Source organism: Erwinia sp. S43, assembly GCF_016624745.1.
In the GTDB taxonomy this organism is placed as follows: domain Bacteria; phylum Pseudomonadota; class Gammaproteobacteria; order Enterobacterales; family Enterobacteriaceae; genus Erwinia; species Erwinia coffeiphila.
This window is the reverse complement of sequence record NZ_JACVTX010000004.1, coordinates 360,564-379,836: the sequence shown is the minus strand read 5'-3', so window position 1 is coordinate 379,836 and position 19,273 is coordinate 360,564. Positions and strand designations below refer to the sequence as shown.

The window sequence follows — 19,273 nt, the reverse complement described above, 5'->3', positions numbered from 1 at the left end:
CAAGTGATTGCCGGCGGTCAGGTTGAAATCATCCATGCTGCTTTTTCGCTATGCTCCCGATTTCGGGGGTGTTTTTTTCATAAAAGTGTCATAAAACTGACGCATAATGGCGCCGCATATCCCCCGTGACAGCCTGTCACATTAGCAGGAGCAATAATGGCTAAGCGTATTTTGGTAGTTGAAGATGAAGCCCCAATCCGCGAGATGTTGTGTTTCGTTCTTGAACAAAACGACTATCAACCCATTGAAGCTGAGGATTACGACAGCGCGGTTAGCCTGCTGATTGAACCCTGGCCGGATTTGATTCTGCTGGACTGGATGCTGCCCGGCGGCTCCGGCATTCAGTTTATTAAGCATCTGAAGCGTGAAGCAATGACTCGTGATATTCCGGTGATGATGCTCACTGCGCGCGGCGAAGAGGAAGACCGCGTGCGTGGCCTGGAAGTGGGGGCCGACGACTATATTACCAAGCCGTTCTCGCCGAAGGAGCTGATGGCGCGAATCAAGGCCGTAATGCGCCGTATTTCGCCGATGGCGGTGGAAGAGGTGATCGAGATGCAGGGGCTGAGCCTTGACCCGTCTTCTCACCGCGTAATGTCAGACACCCAGCCGCTGGAAATGGGGCCGACTGAATATAAGCTGCTGCACTTCTTTATGACTCACCCGGAGCGTGTTTACAGCCGCGAACAGTTGCTAAACCACGTCTGGGGGACTAACGTTTACGTCGAAGACCGTACCGTTGACGTGCATATTCGTCGCCTGCGTAAAGCGCTGGAGCTGACCGGGCATGACCGTATGGTACAAACCGTTCGTGGAACAGGTTACCGTTTCTCTGCACGCTACTGATCGTTCGCACTGGAGTCTGAACCGTGTTGGAACGCCTCTCCTGGAAGAGATTATTTCTGGAGCTGCTGCTCGCCAGCCTGCCCGCGCTTCTGCTCGGGCTGCTGATCGGGTATCTGCCCTGGCTGCTGTTAGTCTCAGTGCTCTGCGTGCTGGGTTTCCACTTCAATAACTTACTTCGCCTTTCTCACTGGCTGTGGGTTGACCGCAGTATGACCCCGCCAAGCGGACGGGGTAGCTGGGAGCCGCTTTTCTACGGGCTTTATCAGATGCAGGCGCGTAACCGCCGTCGCCGTCGTGAGCTGGGGCATCTGATTAAACGCTTTCGCAGCGGTGCGGAATCGCTGCCTGATGCGGTGATTCTCACCACCGAAGAAGGGACGATTTTCTGGTGTAACGGCCTGGCCCAGCAGATGCTGGCGCTGCGCTGGCCTGAGGATAACGGCCAGAATATCCTTAACCTGTTGCGCTATCCTGAATTTACCCGCTATCTACGCCAGCGTGATTTCAGCCGCCCGCTGACGCTGGTGCTGAACAATCACCGCCATATTGAGTTCCGCGTGATGCCCTACAGTGAAGGCCAGTGGCTGATGGTAGCCAGGGACGTCACGCAGATGCATCAGCTGGAGGGGGCGCGTCGTAACTTCTTTGCCAACGTCAGCCATGAACTGCGCACGCCGCTGACCGTTTTGCAGGGATATCTGGAAATGATGAATGATTCAGTGCTGGAGGGTGGGGTGCGTGACAAGGCGCTGCATACCATGCAGGAGCAGACCCGGCGGATGGACAGTCTGGTGAAGCAGTTGCTGACACTGTCGCGCATTGAGGCCGCACCGGCGCTGGATATGCAGGAAAAAGTGGATGTGCCCAGAATGCTGCGCATTTTGCAGCGTGAGGCAGAAACTCTCAGTAATGGCCGCCATGAGATCCACTTCCACACCGACCCGCATCTGCGCGTATACGGCAACGATGAGCAGCTGCACAGCGCTATCTCTAATCTGGTGTATAACGCGGTAAACCACACCCCGGAAGGAACGCGTATCGATATCAGCTGGCTGCGCAATAGCCACGGCGCGCAGTTTAAGGTGCGGGATAACGGCCCTGGCATTGCCGCCGAGCATATTCCGCGCCTGACGGAGCGATTCTATCGGGTGGACAAGGCACGCTCCCGTCAGACCGGCGGCAGCGGGCTGGGGCTGGCGATTGTGAAGCACGCGCTGAGCCACCATAATGCCAGGCTGGATATCACCAGCGAGCCGAATAAAGAAACCTGTTTCAGCTTCCAGCTGCCGCCAAGGTTGATTGTCAGCGCCGAACTGGTTGAGAATGCGGTTCGTTAATCTGACGGGTTTCTTGCTATGAAAAAGCTGATGGCGCTGGCGCTGCTGCTGTTTACTTCCCTTGCTCCGGCCCGCGAAGGCATGCTGGCGGGGAATTTGTCCAGCGTGGGTTCTGATACGTTGGGCAATTTGATGGCGCTGTGGGGCGAGAGCTTTAACCGTCAGTATCCGGGGATCAATGTGCAGATCCAGGCGGCGGGATCGTCTACCGCCCCTACCGCGCTGGCGGCCGGTGCCGCGCAGCTCGGGGCAATGAGCCGGCCGATGCAGGCCCCGGAACGCCAGCTGTTTGAGGACAGCTATGGTTATCCGCCGCTGGCAGTACCGGTGGCGATGGATGCGCTGGTGGTGGTGGTCAATCAGGACAACCCGCTGCCCGGGCTGAACGTGCAGCAGCTGGACGCTATCTTTTCGATTACCCGCCGCTGCGGGGCGCGGAAAGTGCCGGTGACCTGGGGCGATCTACAGCTGACGCAGCCGGGCTGGTCCGCACGTGGTCTTCAACGCTTTGGCCGCAACTCTGCCTCCGGCACCTGGGGGTTCTTCAAGCAGCAGGCGTTGTGTAACGGCGATTTCCGCAAAGATGTCGGCGAGTATCCCGGTTCGGCGGCGGTGGTGCAGGCAGTGGCCGGTACGCTGAACAGCATTGGCTACGCCAGCGCGGGCTTTCATATCAGCGGGGTGAAAACCGTGCCGGTGGCCCGCAGCGGCAGCGACTGGATCGCGCCAACCCCGGAAAATATCCGCAGCGGGCTCTATCCTTATGCCCGCCCGCTCTATATTTACGTCAATAAAGCCCCCGGAAAGCCGCTGGAGCCGCTGACGGCCGCGTTCCTGCGTCTGGCACTGTCGCCGGATGGTCAGAAGCTGGTCAGCCAGGCCGGTTATCTGCCGCTTTCACAGCAGCAGCGCGAGCGCGCGCTGAGCCTGCTGGCACCGTAATCCTCTTTTTATCTGTCTTAATCGCGGTTGCTGCTCATTGGTAAGATGAATTTTTTTCAACTGCGATGAATTTTCCTCGTTTGCCGCTGCCTGTTTCTCATGACACTCTTAATACCAGACATGTAGACATCCAGATGTCCAAAGATAACCAGTAGTAATTATTACTACCCTAAATTATGCGCCGGATGGCAGGCCAGGAGTAACCGACTATGACAACATCTACCCATTATCGCGCCGAAGTGGTTGGCAGCTTTCTGCGCCCGGCGGCCATCAAGCAGGCACGTAAACAGTTTGAAGCCGGTGAAATCGACGCCGCCACGCTGCGCCGCATTGAAGATGCTGAAATTCGTAAGGTTGTCGATCTGCAGCGTGAAGCGGGCCTGCAGGTCGTGACCGACGGCGAATTCCGCCGCGCCTGGTGGCACTTTGATTTCTTTGACGGCCTGGACGGCGTGGAGCGCTATGAAGCCGAGCAGGGCATTCAGTTTAACGGCGTACAGACCAAAGCGCGCGGCGTGAAAGTGACCGGCAAACTGGGCTTCAGCAACCATCCGATGCTGGAAGATTTTCGTTTCCTGCAAAGCATCAGCGGTGATGCCGTGGCGAAGATGACTATCCCCAGCCCGAGCGTGCTGCACTTCCGCGGCGGCCGTAAGGTGATTGATGCCACCGTCTATCCCGATCTGAAAGACTACTTCGACGATCTGGCCCAGACCTATAAAGATGCGATCAAGGCGTTCTACGATGCCGGATGCCGCTATCTGCAGCTGGATGATACCGTCTGGGCTTACCTGTGCTCCGACGACCAGAAGCGTGAAATTCGCGAGCGCGGCGACAACCCTGAAGAGCTGGCGCAGACCTATGCCCGCGTGCTGAACAAGGCGCTGGAAGGGAAGCCGGATGACCTGATTGTCGGGCTGCATGTGTGCCGTGGAAACTTCCGTTCAACCTGGATCTCGGAAGGTGGCTATGAGCCGGTGGCGGAGATCCTGTTCGGCGGCGTGAATATTGATAATTTCTTCCTGGAATACGATAACGAGCGCTCCGGCGGCTTTGAGCCGCTGCGCTTTATCAAGCCGGGCAATCAGCAGGTGGTACTGGGCCTGATCACCACCAAAACCGGCGAGCTGGAAGAGGCGGCCACGGTGGAGCAGCGGATCAAAGAGGCGACGCAGTACGTCAGCCTCGACCAGATCTGCCTCAGCCCGCAGTGCGGCTTTGCCTCGACCGAAGAGGGCAACAGCCTGACGGAAGCGCAGCAGTGGGCCAAACTGCGTCTGGTGGTGGATATCGCTAACCGCGTCTGGTAAGGCGTTAACCCCTGTCATTTTGTGTATAAGGCGCGTTTTTACGCGCCTTTTGTGCATCATGTGAGGTAAAAATGCAGAAATTAACGCCGGGTCGGATAAAAAAGATACAAATCATGTAACGCGATATTCACGTTAACTAATGATATACGCTGCCTGTTGTTATTTTTACGCTATATACTACTGCTTTTTAGATCCCGTATTGCCTTTCTCCGCTATAAACGTTTTACTTACCTCCGTTTTTTCATCATCCCCCTGCATATAGAAAATAAACAGCTCTGATTCGCTGCCCGTTTGGCTCATACACGGTGGTTTCCACTGCATTAGCTTGATTTTGCAACGTTTACCGGGCGACACAGGGGATAAACCTGACATCACGATTCAATACCAGTACAGGCAGCACCGTTCCTTATGACGCATCGTTTAACTCCAAAAGATATTCTGGCGCTGGGCTTTATGACTTTTGCCCTGTTCGTAGGTGCCGGAAACATTATTTTCCCGCCGATGGTGGGTATCCAGTCCGGCGAATTCGTCTGGACCGCCGCAATCGGCTTCCTGATTACCGCCGTGGGCCTACCGGTGATCACCGTGATCGCACTGGCGCGCGTCGGTGGCGGCATTGATGCCCTCAGCTCGCCAATCGGTAAAGCGGCCGGCGTAGTGCTGGCAACGGTCTGTTACCTCGCCGTGGGCCCGCTGTTCGCCACCCCGCGTACCGCCACCGTTTCCTTCGAAGTGGGTATTGCCCCGCTGACCGGCGATGGCGCTCTGCCGCTGCTGGTGTACAGCCTGATCTACTTTGCGCTGGTGATCGGTATCTCTCTGTATCCGGGCAAACTGCTGGATACCGTCGGCCACGTGCTGGCACCGCTGAAAATCGTTGCGCTGACCATCCTGGGCGTCGCGGCTCTGCTGTGGCCCGCCGGCGGTCTTGCTCCGGCAACCCACGACTATCAGCGTGCGGCATTCTCCAGCGGCTTTGTTAACGGCTATCTGACCATGGATACGCTGGGCGCGCTGGTGTTCGGTATCGTAATCGTCAACGCCGCGCGCTCACGCGGTATCGACAGCGCGAAGCTGCTGACCCGCTATACGGTGATTGCCGGTTTGATCGCTGGTGTTGGCCTGACGCTGGTTTACCTCAGCCTGTTCAAACTGGGTTCAGACAGCGCATCGATTGTCGATCAGCAGGCGAACGGTGCCGCTATTCTGCATGCCTATGTGCAGCACACCTTCGGTGGTATGGGCAGTTTCTTCCTGGCCGCGCTGATTTTTGTGGCCTGTATGGTCACCGCGGTTGGCCTGACCTGTGCGTGCGCGGAGTTCTTTGAAGGCCTGTTGCCTTTAACTTACCGCCAGCTGGTGTTTATCCTTGGCCTGTTCTCCATGGTGGTGTCCAACCTGGGCCTGAGCCATCTGATCCAGTTCTCTATTCCGGTGCTGACGGCGATTTATCCGCCGTGTATTGTGCTGGTTCTGTTGAGTTTCACCCTGAAGTGGTGGCACAAAAGTAGCCGAATCATCGCTTTACCGATGTTAGTGAGCCTGATTTTCGGTATTATTGACGCCATCAAAACCACGGAATTTAAGGCCTTGCTGCCTGGGTTTGCCCAAAATCTGCCGCTGGCGGATCAGGGACTGGCATGGTTGCCACCTTCACTGGTGATGCTGGTATTGGTAGCCGTATACGATCGCGTGTCAGGCCACCAGTCGGTTACTGCGCATCAGCAATAAGCGTTGTAAAACTTCCCCTTACCTCATCAGGTAAGGGGTCGACAGGTGTATAGATGACAAGTTCGACACTTAAAAAGGGACTGAGCACCCGCCATATTCGTTTTATGGCCCTGGGTTCGGCAATCGGAACCGGGCTGTTTTACGGTTCGGCAGATGCTATCAAGATGGCCGGTCCCAGCGTTATTCTGGCCTATCTGATCGGCGGTGCGGTGGCGTATATCATTATGCGTGCACTGGGCGAAATGTCGGTCAACAATCCTCAGGCCAGCTCCTTCTCGCGCTATGCGCAGGACTACCTCGGCCCGCTGGCAGGTTATATCACCGGCTGGACCTACTGCTTTGAAATCCTCATCGTAGCGATTGCTGACGTTACCGCGTTCGGTATCTATATGGGCTTCTGGTTCCCGGATGTGCCGCACTGGATCTGGGTGTTGAGCGTGGTGATGATTATCGGGGCTATTAACCTCGCCACGGTGAAAGTGTTTGGTGAGGTGGAGTTCTGGCTGTCGCTGTTCAAAGTGGCCACCATCATCATCATGATTGTCGCCGGTATTGGTATTATTGTCTGGGGCCTCGGCAACGGCGGGCAACCAACCGGCATCAGTAATCTGTGGACCAATGGCGGATTCTTCCCCAACGGCTGGATCGGCATGATGCTGTCGCTGCAGGTGGTGATGTTTGCCTATGGCGGGATTGAGATTATTGGTATCACCGCCGGTGAGGCGAAAGATCCACAGACCTCAATTCCACGGGCAATTAATGCGGTACCGCTACGTATTCTGGTGTTCTACGTTGGTACGCTATTCGTCATTATGTCCATCTACCCGTGGAACCAGGTGGGAACCAACGGCAGTCCGTTCGTGCTGACTTTCCAGCATATGGGCATTGCGGCAGCGGCAGCCATCCTCAACTTTGTGGTGGTCACTGCGTCACTGTCGGCGATTAACAGCGACGTCTTCGGCGTCGGGCGTATGATGCACGGCATGGCAGAGCAGGGACATGCACCAAAGGTCTTCTCAAACGTGTCCCGCCGGGGCGTGCCGTGGGTCACGGTGATGGCCATGATGGCCGCCATGCTGGTGGCGGTGTATCTGAACTATCTGATGCCGGAGAAAGTATTCCTGGTGATTGCTTCGCTGGCGACGTTCGCGACCGTTTGGGTGTGGATTATGATCCTGTTCTCCCAGATTGGCTTCCGCCGCACGCTGAGCGCCGAGCAGAAGAAGGAACTGGCATTTGCCTTGCCGGGCGGGCCATTTACCGCAACGGTGGGTATTCTCTTCCTGGTCTTTATTATTGGCCTGATCGGCTACTTCCCGGATACCCGCGTATCGCTGTACGTCGGTATTGCGTGGATTCTGCTGCTGTTGGTGAGCTGGCAGTGGGTGAAGCGACGCAAATAGGTTACATAGAGTCGTGTAGCTGTCAGTGAAGTTAAAAAAAAACCGCGATCCGTGAGGATGGCGGTTTTTTTGTATCAGGCAGAACAGCGGCGAACCAGATCAACCGGTACGGACTGCTCGAGTGAAGGGCGGGAAAAGTTCTCAATGCGCTTGAGCAGGGAGTCAACGGAAAACAGCGCTAACCGATCGGTATCCTGGCGTACGGTCGTCAAGCTGTAGGCGGCATAACTCGCCTGCGGGATATCATCAAACCCGACCACTTTGACATCGGTGTTTTGTGCTGACTGGCGAAGGTAGTCCATCGCTCCCATCGCCAGCATATCGCTGGCACAGAAAATTCCCTCGAGATCGGGCTGTGCTCTTAAGACAGTTTCCGCTGCATCCCAACCGCACTGATAGCTGTCCCGATCGCAGAAATGGGCCACGGGCGGTGTTGCTGGGAGAGCGGCACGAAAGGCTCGCCAGCGCTCAGCGGTATTAAAGCTGTGCCGGTTCTCTCCAATAAAAGCCAGCTGTCGCAGATTTTGTTCAACAAACAGCTCTGCAACCTGGGTTGCGCCCTGAGTATTATCACTGCAAATGCGATCGATGCCCGGCAGACAGGCATAGCGGTTAACCAGCACGACCGGGATTTTCTTTGCCAGATACTCGCGGGCCAGAGCAAGGGGGGGCGTACCCGAGGTCATGATCACTCCGGTGATATGGTAGCTAAGTAGCTTGTACAGTGCGGGTTCGAGCTGATGCGGCCCGCTTATATTCAACAGCAGTGGCATAAAACCGTGCAGCGTCAGATGATGAATCAACGAGACCAGCAGCCTGCTGTTAAAGGGATTGTCGAAACTGGTGGAAATCAGGCCAACGAAGTTGCTGCTGCCGGTTATCATCGTTCTGGCAATAATGTTGACCTGATAACCCAGTTCATTTGCCGAGGCCAGAACGCGCTGGCGGGTTTGCTCCGAGACGGAGGCCCCGGGTGTAAACGTACGTGATACCGCTGAACGTGAAACCCCTGCATGACGGGCAACATCGGCTGCCGTAATCCAGTTTTTATTATCTGACGCCATTGCAACTCCCTGTCTATTGTCGCAAGCATGAAATCTTAGCCCTGCCGCCGTAATCCGGTTACTGGCGGTTGGTGGTTGCGGGGCGGGTCCAGATATAATGGATAAAAACCGTTTTCATCAGCCTGGCAAAAGGTGCCTTCAACAACTTAGTAACAATAATTGCAGGGTCGGGGGAAATTAAGGCAAAAAAAAACTCGCCGAAGCGAGTTTTTTTGCAGAGCTGAAATTACAGTTTAGCGGCGTTTTCAGACAGGTATTTCGCCACGCCTTCTGGCGAAGCGCCCATACCTTCTTTGCCTTTTTCCCACTGAGCCGGGCACACTTCGCCATGCTCTTCGTGGAACTGCAGCGCGTCAACCATACGCAGCATTTCATCAACGTTACGACCCAGTGGCAGATCGTTAACAACCTGGTGGCGAACCACACCGGCTTTGTCGATCAGGAAAGAGCCGCGCAGGGCAACGCCCGCGTCCGGATGCTCAATACCGTAGGCTTTCTGGATTTCACGTTTGATGTCGGCAACCATTGCGTACTGCACTTCGCCGATGCCGCCTTTATCAACCGGAGTTTTACGCCACGCGTTGTGGACGAACTCTGAGTCGAAGGAAACACCCACAACTTCAACGCCGCGCTTCTGGAATTCAGCATAACGCTTGTCGAAAGCGATCAGCTCAGAAGGGCAGACGAAGGTGAAGTCCATTGGCCAAAAGAACACAACGGTGGCTTTACCAGCGGTGTGTTTTTTAAAGTTGAAGTTCTCTACGATCTCACCGTTGCCCAGTACGGCTGCGGCGGTAAAATCTGGGGCTGGACGAGTTACCAGGACCATGTTCACTCCTGTAAAAGTAAGTTGGATGAAGGTGACAAGATGCGGGAAGTATAAAGTGTGCATCCTGCCGCGAGCCAGCGTAATACGCCGATTATTCAGATAGGTTACGCCTATCAAAAGAAAGGTTAATACTAAAACAGTATCATACAATAACCTTTTTATTGAAAAGGGCAACCGCTAAGTCAGTCTGGGGCTACTTCACAGAATTTGCCGGGCCGCCCGATCCATCATCTGCGGATACAACTGCCAAAAAAAGTCTTCAAGTTGTTGATAATTTTCTTCAAAATCGTAATAACTCTCGCTCAGTGCCGCCAGGCGTGGGCGGCGGCTGGCCATTCCTCGTAGCACATTTTGTAAATAGGGCGCGGCGGCATAACGCTCCATCCAGCGGTCTCGCCATAAGTAATGATTAAGAGTCTGAAAACCTTCCGGCGTACCCGGCAATTGTGGCTCGATCACACTTTTAACATGAGACAAAAAAGCTGGCAGGGAAATTTCCGGCACCAGTTTAGCCCAGTGATGTGACAGGAAATGATCCCAGATAACGTCCAGAGTAATAGGCGCAACGCGCTTCGTTTCCGGACGAAACAACTGCCGCGCAGCACGGACTTCCGGCAGCGAATCGGTCAGCGCATCGATACGTCGGTGCAGGGCAATTCCTTCGGCAATATCGGCAGAAAACTGCTGCTGCGGATTGCCGCGAATGTAGTCGGCCATCAAATTGCCCAGCAGCGAACTGTTGGCAAGCGTGGCAAGATGGAGGTGAGCGAGATAGTTCATGCGCCTACTATATCTTATTTTTATCCACGGCTTTGCAACGACGGCATGAAAGATCAAGGGCAGGTTTAGAAGTTGCCGTTTTTCAGCTAGAATATGCGCCCTGATTTCCCTGAATGTGAATGACCATGCGCGTTGCCGATTTTTCTTTTGAGTTACCAGAATCTTTGATTGCCCACTATCCGCAGGCCCAGCGCAGCGGGTGCCGTCTGCTGTCGTTAAACGGTGAGGATGGCGCGCTGACGCACGGGGTGTTCACCGACTTACTGGACAAACTTAATCCCGGTGACCTGCTGGTGTTTAACAATACGCGGGTGATCCCGGCACGTATTTTTGGCCGCAAGGCCAGCGGCGGGAAAATCGAAGTGCTGATTGAGCGCATGCTGGATGACAAGCGTGTGCTGGCCCATGTGCGCTCGTCCAAATCTCCAAAACCGGGCAGCGCACTGCTGCTGGGCGAAGATGAAAGCGTTCAAGCAACGATGACCGCACGCCATGACACGCTGTTTGAAATTGAATTTAACGACCCGCGTGCGGTGCTGGATATTCTGAATGATATCGGCCATATGCCGCTGCCGCCGTATATCGATCGTCCGGATGAAGAAGTAGACCGCGAGCTTTATCAGACGGTGTACAGCCAGAAACCTGGCGCCGTTGCGGCTCCTACCGCCGGTCTGCATTTTGACGAACCTCTGCTGGCCGCGCTGCGCGAGAAAGGTGTGGAAACGGCATTTGTTACCCTGCACGTTGGTGCGGGAACCTTCCAGCCGGTGCGGGTGGACAGCATTGAAGACCACATTATGCACGCCGAATATGCGGAAGTGCCGCAGGATGTGGTGGATGCGGTGCTGGCCTGTAAGGCGCGCGGCAATCGGGTGATCGCCGTGGGCACCACCTCGGTTCGTTCGCTGGAGAGCGCCGCGCAGGCCGCTGGCGATGCGCTGATTGCGCCGTTCTTTGGCGATACCAAAATCTTTATCTATCCGGGCTATCACTATCAGGTCATTGACGCGCTGGTGACTAACTTCCACCTGCCGGAGTCCACGCTGATTATGCTGGTGTCTGCCTTTGCTGGTTATAAAAATACCATGTATGCCTATCAGCAGGCGGTAGCACAGGAATATCGTTTCTTCAGCTATGGTGACGCGATGTTTATTACCCGTAATTCGCAGGCCTGCCACGAGATCCCGGGGCAGGGCTGATTTTTCCAAAGGACGGCATCGGCTGTCCCTTTGATCACCATTAACATCGAACTGTTTCTTCGGTGGAGGCAATGTGAAGTTTGAATTAGATACTACCGACGGCCGCGCCCGTCGTGGTCGCCTGGTTTTTGACCGTGGCGTGGTAGAAACCCCGGCCTTTATGCCCGTGGGCACGTACGGCACGGTGAAAGGCATGACCCCGGAAGAAGTCGAAGCGACGGGGGCGCAGATTATTCTGGGCAACACCTTCCATTTATGGCTGCGTCCTGGCCAGGAAATCATGAAGCTGCACGGCGATCTGCATGATTTTATGCAGTGGAAAGGACCGATCCTGACAGACTCCGGTGGTTTCCAGGTCTTCAGCCTGGGTGATATTCGTAAGATCACCGAGAAGGGCGTACATTTCCGTAACCCGATCAACGGTGATGCGATCTTCCTCGATCCTGAAAAATCGATGGAAATTCAGTACGATCTCGGCTCTGATATCGTGATGATTTTCGATGAGTGTACGCCATACCCGGCCGACTGGGATTATGCCAAGCGTTCTATGGAAATGTCCCTGCGCTGGGCGCAGCGTAGCCGCGATCGCTTTGATTCGCTTGGGAATAAAAACGCGCTGTTCGGCATCATTCAGGGTAGTGTTTACGAAGATTTACGCGATGTCTCGGTTAAAGGACTGGTGGAGATCGGCTTTGATGGGTACGCTGTGGGCGGCCTGGCGGTCGGCGAGCCAAAAGAGGACATGCACCGTATTCTGGAGCACGTTTGTCCGCAGCTTCCTGAAGATAAACCGCGCTACTTAATGGGTGTGGGTAAGCCACAGGATCTGGTTGAAGGCGTCCGTCGTGGTATTGATATGTTCGACTGCGTGATGCCAACCCGCAATGCGCGTAACGGACATCTGTTCGTCACCGACGGTGTGGTGAAAATCCGTAACGCGAAGTATAAAGATGACACGTCTCCGCTGGATGCCGAGTGTGATTGCTACACCTGTCGCAATTACAGCCGTGCCTATTTGTACCATCTCGATCGCTGTAATGAGATTTTAGGAGCGCGACTGAATACCATTCATAATCTGCGTTATTACCAGCGCCTGATGGCGGGTTTACGCAAGGCTATTGAAGAAGGTAAATTAGAGCACTTCGTGACTGAATTTTACCAACGGACGGGGACGGCGGTTCCGCCATTAACGTCTGATAATTAAACAATGAGGGAATTTTAATGAGCTTGTTCATTTCTGATGCCGTGGCAGCTGCAGCACCATCACAGGGAAGTCCTTACTCTCTGGTGATTATGCTGGTTGTATTTGGTCTGATTTTCTATTTCATGATCCTGCGCCCTCAGCAGAAACGTGCGAAAGAGCACAAAAAACTGATGGACTCAATCTCTAAGGGTGATGAAGTGCTGACCACCGGTGGCCTGGTAGGCCGCGTTACGAAAGTAGCGGAAACTGGTTATGTCGCTATCGCGCTGAACGAAACCACTGAAGTTGTGGTCAAACGTGACTTCGTAGCTGCCGTTCTGCCGAAAGGTTCGATGAAGGCGCTGTAATTTTTGATGTCCCTAAGGGAACTGCCGTGTTAAACCGTTATCCTTTATGGAAGTACATCATGCTGATCGTCGTATTACTCGTCGGTCTGCTGTATGCACTGCCTAACCTTTATGGTGAGGATCCGGCTGTTCAGATCACTGGTGCGCGCGGAAGCGCCGCCAGTGAGCAAACGCTGGTTCAGATCCAAAACGCATTAAAAGAAGATGATATCCAGAGCAAATCTATTGCCCTGGAAAACGGCGCTATTATGGCGCGTTTCGCTAATACCGACGTGCAGCTGCGCGCTCGTGAAGCGATTATGAAGGTTCTTGGCGAGAATTACGTTGTGGCGCTTAACCTTGCGCCGGCTACACCCACCTGGCTGTCAATGCTGAACGCAGAGCCGATGAAACTCGGTCTTGACCTGCGCGGCGGCGTGCATTTCCTGATGGAAGTTGATATGGATACTGCTCTGGGTAAACTCCAGGAGCAAAATATCGATAGCCTGCGTAGCGATCTGCGTGAAAAAAATATTCCTTACGTTAACGTTCGTAAAACTGACAACTACGGCATGGAGATTCGTTTCCGCGATGCGGATGCGCGTAATCAGGCTGTTAGCTATCTGACGAGCCGTCACCGTGACATGGTCATCAGTAGCAGCGGCAGCAATGCGCTGACTGCGGTAATGAGCGACGAACGTCTGCGTGAAGCGCGTGAATATGCGGTACAGCAGAACATCAACATCCTGCGAAACCGTGTTAACCAGCTGGGCGTAGCCGAGCCGCTGGTGCAGCGCCAGGGTGCGGACCGCATTGTGGTTGAACTGCCGGGTATTCAGGACACCGCGCGTGCGAAAGAAATCCTCGGTGCAACGGCAACGCTGGAGTTCCGCCTGGTTAACACCAGCGTGGATGCAACAGCGGCAGCAAACGGCCGTGTTCCTGGTGACTCTGAAGTGAAAGATACGCGTGATGGCCAGCCGGTTGTGCTGTACAAACGCGTGATCCTCACCGGTGACCATATTACTGACTCTACCTCAAGCATGGATGAGTACAATCAGCCACAGGTTAATATCTCCCTGGACAGCGCTGGCGGTAACATCATGTCTAATTTCACCAAAGACAACGTCGGCAAAGCGATGGCAACCCTGTTTGTTGAATATAAAGACAGCGGGAAGAAAGACGCCAACGGCCGTGCGATTCTGGTGAAACAGGAAGAAGTGATTAACGTGGCGAATATCCAGTCTCGTTTGGGTAACAGCTTCCGTATTACCGGCATCAGCAATCCGAACGAAGCCCGTCAGCTGTCGCTGCTGCTGCGTGCCGGTGCGTTGATTGCGCCAATCCAGATTGTTGAAGAGCGTACTATTGGCCCGACTATGGGTCAGCAGAACATCACTCAGGGTCTGGAAGCCTGCCTGTGGGGCCTGATCGCTTCGATCATCTTTATGGTCGTGTGGTACAAAAAATTCGGCCTGGTGGCGACCAGCGCGCTGTTAGCTAACCTGGTGCTGATTGTCGGCATTATGTCGCTGCTGCCGGGCGCAACGCTGACGATGCCGGGTATTGCCGGTATCGTACTGACGCTGGCGGTTGCGGTCGATGCTAACGTACTGATAAACGAGCGTATCAAAGAAGAGCTGCGTAACGGGCGTTCCGTTCAGCAGGCGATTCATGAAGGCTACAAAGGTGCGTTCTCCAGTATCGTTGATGCCAACGTAACTACGCTGATTAAAGTTATCATTCTGTACGCAGTGGGTACCGGCTCGATTAAAGGGTTTGCTATCACCACGGCGATTGGTGTGGCAACGTCCATGTTTACCGCGATTATCGGCACCCGTGCCATCGTTAATCTGATGTACGGCGGCAAACGCATCAACAAGTTGTCTATCTGAGGAGTGCGTTGTGTCACAGGAACATAGTGTTGAACAAATGAATCACGGGCGTAAAGTCGTCGACTTTATGCGCTGGGATACGCTGGCGTTCATCATCTCTGGTCTGCTGCTGATTATCTCGGTAGCGATTATCGGTGTACGTGGGTTTAACTGGGGGCTTGATTTCACCGGTGGTACGGTGATTGAAATCAACCTGGAAAATCCGACCGATCTGGACGTGATGCGCGAAAGCCTGGTGAAGGCCGGGTTCGCAGAACCGCAGGTGCAGAACTTTGGCAGCAGCCGTGATGTGATGGTGCGTATGTCACCGAACGAAGGCAATGCGGGCCAGGAGCTGGGCAGCAAGGTGCTGGCGGTGATTAATGACACCACTAAGCAGCATGCTACCGTTAAGCGTATCGAGTTCGTCGGGCCGACGGTGGGTAGCGATCTGGCGACGGCAGGCGGCATGGCGCTGCTCTCTGCGCTGATTGCCATTCTGATCTATATCGGTTTCCGCTTCGAGTGGCGACTGGCGCTGGGTACTGTGCTGGCGCTGGCGCACGACGTGGTGATCACCATGGGGCTGCTCTCTCTGTTCCATGTTGAGATCGATCTGACTATCGTTGCCTCGCTAATGTCGGTTATCGGCTACTCGCTGAACGATAAGATCGTGGTCTCGGATCGTATTCGTGAGAACTTCCGCAAAATCCGTCGCGGATCGTCTTACGATATCACCAACGTCTCTCTGACGCAGACGCTGAGCCGTACCATTATCACCTCGGCAACGACGCTGGCGATGGTTCTGATCCTGTTCATTTTTGGTGGCGAGTTGCTGAAAGGCTTCTCTCTGACCATGCTGATCGGTATCACCATCGGTACTATCTCGTCGATTTATGTCTCTTCAGCGCTGGCGCTGAAACTGGGCATGAAGCGTGAACATATGATCCAGCAGAAAGTGGAAAAAGAGGGCGCAGACCAGCCTTCGATTCTGCCTTAATGACTGAAGTGTCATAAAGCGAAGGGCCACATTATGTGGCCCTTTTTTTATGGCATGCTGACCGCTGCCGCTGGCGGAGTCACCACCACATCATGCACGCGCACGTACCCCAGTTGCTCCGGTGACAGATTGCTCAGCCGCAGCGGCACGCTGACCTGGCTGCGTGGCAATAGTGTGCTGGCGACCTCAATTTTTTGCGACATACTGCTGATACTCAACGGCTGACCGGTGGCGCTATCCAGCTCGCCCCATTCCACTTCTGCACTGAACGACGGCAGCGTTGCGTCGCCGGTTGCACGAATATCCAGCGTGGCACGCGTGCCGTTAGCTTCGCTCTGAACGTGGCTTAAGGACAGCTTCAGATCGCCCGCCTGGCTTTTCAGGATCACCCCGGTATTCGCCAGCGGCAGCAGCCAGGCCCCTTGAGCAGTACCGCTATTAAGATGCCCCTGCTGTTCCAGCGCGCTCGCCTGGCGGGTGAGCTGGCGCATTTCCTTACTCAGCTTGCCGACTTCATTATGCAGCTGGTTGATTTTCGGCTGCGACGGTGCGCTGGAACAGCCGGCCAGCGCCAGCAGCGACGCAATTAATGACAGTTTCAGATAAGCCGTTGTCATTATTCATTTCCTTCTGATGAACATTTGCTTTTATCTTAGAGCAAAGCGGTCTGAATAGCCTGCCCCGAAAAGCTGTCTTTTGCGGCCCGCGCCGCATAAAGTCATGCAGTTTTGCGCCGCGTGGCTTTGGCAGGCGGCTTCGTTCGCGTTACACTAACCGTCAATTTCAAGGAATATCAGGACGCATCATGCATTGCCCATTCTGTTCCGCCGTGGATACCAAAGTGATCGACTCCCGCCTGGTGGGGGAGGGAACTTCGGTGCGTCGTCGTCGCCAGTGCCTGGTGTGTCATGAGCGCTTTACGACTTTCGAAGTTGCCGAACTGGTGATGCCGCGTGTGGTTAAGAGCAACGACGTGCGCGAACCGTTTAATGAAGACAAACTGCGTAGCGGTCTGATGAAAGCGCTGGAGAAACGCCCGGTCAATTCTGATGCGGTCGAAACCGCGCTCAGCCATATCAAAAGCCAGCTGCGTGCGACCGGCGAGCGTGAAGTGGCCAGTAAGATGATTGGTAATCTGGTGATGGACGAGCTGAAAAAGCTGGATAAAGTGGCTTATATCCGTTTCGCCTCGGTCTATCGCAGCTTTGAAGATATTCGGGAATTTGGCGAAGAGATCGCCCGCTTACAGGACTGATGCGATGCGTGATGAATTCTATATGGCGCGTGCGCTTGAGCTGGCGCGCCTTGGTTGCTTTACCACTACGCCTAATCCAAACGTTGGCTGCGTTATTGTTCGTGACGGTGAAATTGTGGGTGAGGGCTATCACCGTCGAGCCGGTGAGCCGCATGCCGAAGTGCATGCGCTGCGAATGGCGGGCGATAAAGCCCGCGGTGCCACCGCCTATGTCACCCTTGAACCCTGTAGTCACCATGGACGCACGCCCCCCTGCTGTGACGCGCTGACGGCGGCAGGCGTGAGTCGGGTGGTTGCAGCGATGCAAGATCCCAATCCGCAAGTGGCCGGGCGAGGGCTGTATCGTTTGCAGCAGGCTGGCATTGACGTCAGCCACGGCCTGATGATGCAGGAAGCAGAAGCGCTGAACCGGGGATTCCTCAAGCGGATGCGCACCGGATTCCCGTGGGTGCAGCTAAAGCTGGGTGCCTCGCTGGATGGCCGCACGGCAATGGCCAGCGGTGAAAGTCAGTGGATTACCTCGCCTGAGGCAAGGCGTGACGTGCAGAGGCTGCGGGCGCAAAGCTCTGCCATTCTCAGCACCAGCGCAACCGTACTGGCCGATAATCCGTCGCTGACGGTGCGTTATGATGAGCTGGATGCCAGCATCCGTTCACGCTATGCCGCAGAAGATTTGCGCCAGCCGGTGAGAATTATCGTAGACAGCCAGAATCGCGTCACGCCACAGCATCGACTTATTGCACAATCCGGGGAAACCTGGCTGGCGCGTAACGAAATCGATGCGCAATCGTGGCCGGACAATGTGACCCAGTTTAGCGTGCCGCGCCACCATAACCGGATCGATCTGGTTTCGATGTTTATGCTGCTGGGTAAAAAACAAATCAACAGCGTGTGGGTGGAAGCCGGGGCACAGTTTGCCGGCGCGTTGTTGCAGGCGGGCGTAGTCGACGAGCTGATTGTTTATCTGGCACCGAAACTGCTGGGCGATGCAGGGCGTGGTCTGTGCCATCTGCCTGGGCTGGAGCGTCTGGCCGATGCGCCGGAATTTTCCTTCAGCGATGTTCGCCAGGTGGGGCCTGATGTGCGCCTGACGCTCACGCCGAAATACCGCTGAGTTAACGGCTCGCCCCCAGCGAAGATTTTTGCCTGCATTCCGTTTGCGCAAAAGCAAGCAGACGGATTAAGAGTGTGATAGAATCCGCCCCCCTGCGGGGCCAAACAGAACCCTGAAAGGAAGATTATGAACGTTATTGAAGCTGCTGTTGCTACCCCTGATGCGCGTGTTGCTCTGGTTATTGCGCGTTTCAACAACTTTATCAACGACAGCCTGCTGAGCGGCGCGATTGATGCCCTGAAACGTATTGGCCAGGTGAAAGATGAAAACATCACCGTGGTCTGGGTTCCGGGTGCCTATGAGCTGCCAATGACCGCTCGCGCGCTGGCAAAAGCCGGCAAGCACGATGCCGTTGTGGCGCTGGGTACCGTTATCCGTGGCGGCACCGCTCACTTCGAATATGTGGCAGGCGAGGCCAGTTCTGGTCTTGCCAGCGTTGCCATGAACAGCGATATCCCGGTTGCCTTTGGCGTGCTGACGACTGAAAACATCGAGCAGGCCATCGAGCGCGCCGGAACCAAGGCGGGTAATAAAGGTGCTGAAGCAGCCCTGACCGCACTGGAAATGATTAACGTATTAAAAGCCATCAAAGCCTGATTTAAGGGGAATTTCGTGAAACCTGCTGCTCGTCGCCGCGCCCGTGAATGTGCTGTTCAGGCACTTTACTCGTGGCAGATCTCCAAAAACGACATCGCTGATGTCGAATACCAGTTTCTGGCGGAACAGGACGTTAAAGACGTCGATATCAATTATTTCCGTGAGCTGGTCGGCGGCGTTGCAACTAACAGTGCATACCTCGACGGCCTGATGAAACCCTATCTGTCACGTCAGCTGGAAGAGCTGGGACAGGTAGAAAAGGCGATCCTGCGTATTTCTCTGTTTGAACTGAGCAAGCGTTCAGATGTTCCCTACAAAGTGGCCATCAATGAAGGGATCGAGCTGGCGAAAGTGTTCGGTGCTGAAGACAGCCATAAGTTTGTCAACGGCGTGCTGGATAAAGCCGCTCCGCAGATCCGTCCAAACCGCAAATAATCTCTCAAGAGGCCGCTAACCCGGCCT

Annotated in this window: 19 protein-coding genes; 15 read left to right on the top strand and 4 right to left on the bottom strand. The window is 54.9% G+C overall.

Translation table 11 applies throughout. The features are described 5' to 3' along the window. Positions 1-156: 156 nt before the first annotated feature. From phoB to proY, 6 genes are all read left to right on the top strand, one after another. Positions 157-846, top strand: a complete 690-nt coding sequence (gene phoB, locus IBT47_RS08070) for a phosphate response regulator transcription factor PhoB (protein ID WP_105590763.1) — start codon at positions 157-159, stop codon at positions 844-846. A 23-nt stretch (positions 847-869) separates the two neighbouring features. After that, entirely contained in the window at positions 870-2,183 is a 1,314-nt protein-coding gene (gene phoR, locus IBT47_RS08065; protein ID WP_105590764.1) for a phosphate regulon sensor histidine kinase PhoR, read from the top strand. A gap of 18 nt (positions 2,184-2,201) precedes the next feature. After that, positions 2,202-3,125, top strand: a complete 924-nt coding sequence (locus tag IBT47_RS08060) for a PstS family phosphate ABC transporter substrate-binding protein (protein ID WP_200560041.1) — start codon at positions 2,202-2,204, stop codon at positions 3,123-3,125. A gap of 209 nt (positions 3,126-3,334) precedes the next feature. Beyond that, a complete protein-coding gene (locus tag IBT47_RS08055; RefSeq protein WP_200560040.1) occupies positions 3,335-4,435 on the top strand; it encodes a cobalamin-independent methionine synthase II family protein in 1,101 nt (366 codons plus the stop codon). A gap of 408 nt (positions 4,436-4,843) precedes the next feature. Beyond that, positions 4,844-6,166, top strand: a complete 1,323-nt coding sequence (brnQ, locus tag IBT47_RS08050) for a branched-chain amino acid transport system II carrier protein (protein WP_200560039.1) — start codon at positions 4,844-4,846, stop codon at positions 6,164-6,166. 53 nt (positions 6,167-6,219) lie between these two features. Next, positions 6,220-7,569, top strand: coding sequence for a proline-specific permease ProY (gene proY / locus IBT47_RS08045; protein WP_200560038.1), 1,350 nt, complete (start codon positions 6,220-6,222; stop codon positions 7,567-7,569). A gap of 74 nt (positions 7,570-7,643) precedes the next feature. On the opposite strand, the gene IBT47_RS08040 is transcribed toward proY, so the two are convergent. From IBT47_RS08040 to IBT47_RS08030, 3 genes are all read right to left on the bottom strand, one after another. Then, on the bottom strand, positions 7,644-8,633 hold the full coding sequence (locus tag IBT47_RS08040; RefSeq protein ID WP_200560037.1) for a LacI family DNA-binding transcriptional regulator: 990 nt from the start codon (positions 8,631-8,633) through the stop codon (positions 7,644-7,646). A 226-nt stretch (positions 8,634-8,859) separates the two neighbouring features. Continuing rightward, positions 8,860-9,462 carry a peroxiredoxin C gene (locus tag IBT47_RS08035; protein WP_056233921.1) on the bottom strand — a complete coding sequence of 201 codons (603 nt, stop codon included), beginning with the start codon at positions 9,460-9,462 and terminating at the stop codon, positions 8,860-8,862. A 198-nt stretch (positions 9,463-9,660) separates the two neighbouring features. Further along, on the bottom strand, positions 9,661-10,242 hold the full coding sequence (locus tag IBT47_RS08030; RefSeq protein ID WP_200545518.1) for an ACP phosphodiesterase: 582 nt from the start codon (positions 10,240-10,242) through the stop codon (positions 9,661-9,663). Between the two features lie 125 nt (positions 10,243-10,367). On the opposite strand from IBT47_RS08030, the gene queA reads away from it, so the two are divergent. The 5 genes from queA to secF all read left to right on the top strand — a co-directional run bounded on the left by queA (position 10,368) and on the right by secF (position 15,845). Further along, a complete protein-coding gene (queA, locus tag IBT47_RS08025; protein ID WP_200560065.1) occupies positions 10,368-11,441 on the top strand; it encodes a tRNA preQ1(34) S-adenosylmethionine ribosyltransferase-isomerase QueA in 1,074 nt (357 codons plus the stop codon). Between the two features lie 73 nt (positions 11,442-11,514). Next, the gene (gene tgt / locus IBT47_RS08020; RefSeq protein ID WP_105590771.1) at positions 11,515-12,645 is read left to right on the top strand and encodes a tRNA guanosine(34) transglycosylase Tgt; all 1,131 of its coding nucleotides are present in this window, start codon (positions 11,515-11,517) and stop codon (positions 12,643-12,645) included. 17 nt (positions 12,646-12,662) lie between these two features. Beyond that, entirely contained in the window at positions 12,663-12,992 is a 330-nt protein-coding gene (gene yajC, locus IBT47_RS08015; protein WP_056233931.1) for a preprotein translocase subunit YajC, read from the top strand. A 26-nt stretch (positions 12,993-13,018) separates the two neighbouring features. Beyond that, entirely contained in the window at positions 13,019-14,866 is a 1,848-nt protein-coding gene (gene secD, locus IBT47_RS08010) for a protein translocase subunit SecD (protein WP_200560036.1), read from the top strand. Between the two features lie 37 nt (positions 14,867-14,903). Next, the gene (gene secF, locus IBT47_RS08005) at positions 14,904-15,845 is read left to right on the top strand and encodes a protein translocase subunit SecF (RefSeq protein WP_234471790.1); all 942 of its coding nucleotides are present in this window, start codon (positions 14,904-14,906) and stop codon (positions 15,843-15,845) included. Positions 15,846-15,892: 47 nt separating this feature from the next. Here the strand turns inward: secF and IBT47_RS08000 are convergent, their stop codons facing one another. Beyond that, positions 15,893-16,462 (bottom strand): DUF3251 domain-containing protein, encoded by a 570-nt coding sequence (locus IBT47_RS08000; RefSeq protein ID WP_200560035.1) that lies wholly within the window; start codon positions 16,460-16,462, stop codon positions 15,893-15,895. 188 nt (positions 16,463-16,650) lie between these two features. Here IBT47_RS08000 and nrdR point away from each other — a divergent pair, with 188 nt between their 5' ends. The 4 genes from nrdR (at position 16,651) to nusB (ending at position 19,246) form a co-directional block, all read left to right on the top strand. Next, the gene (gene nrdR, locus IBT47_RS07995; protein WP_105590775.1) at positions 16,651-17,100 is read left to right on the top strand and encodes a transcriptional regulator NrdR; all 450 of its coding nucleotides are present in this window, start codon (positions 16,651-16,653) and stop codon (positions 17,098-17,100) included. Positions 17,101-17,104: 4 nt separating this feature from the next. Further along, a complete protein-coding gene (ribD, locus tag IBT47_RS07990; protein ID WP_200560034.1) occupies positions 17,105-18,214 on the top strand; it encodes a bifunctional diaminohydroxyphosphoribosylaminopyrimidine deaminase/5-amino-6-(5-phosphoribosylamino)uracil reductase RibD in 1,110 nt (369 codons plus the stop codon). A gap of 126 nt (positions 18,215-18,340) precedes the next feature. Then, complete coding sequence (gene ribE, locus IBT47_RS07985) at positions 18,341-18,811, top strand: 6,7-dimethyl-8-ribityllumazine synthase (protein ID WP_105590777.1); 471 nt, start codon at positions 18,341-18,343, stop codon at positions 18,809-18,811. A gap of 15 nt (positions 18,812-18,826) precedes the next feature. Continuing rightward, on the top strand, positions 18,827-19,246 hold the full coding sequence (gene nusB, locus IBT47_RS07980; RefSeq protein WP_105590778.1) for a transcription antitermination factor NusB: 420 nt from the start codon (positions 18,827-18,829) through the stop codon (positions 19,244-19,246). The last annotated feature ends 27 nt before the right edge of the window (positions 19,247-19,273 follow it).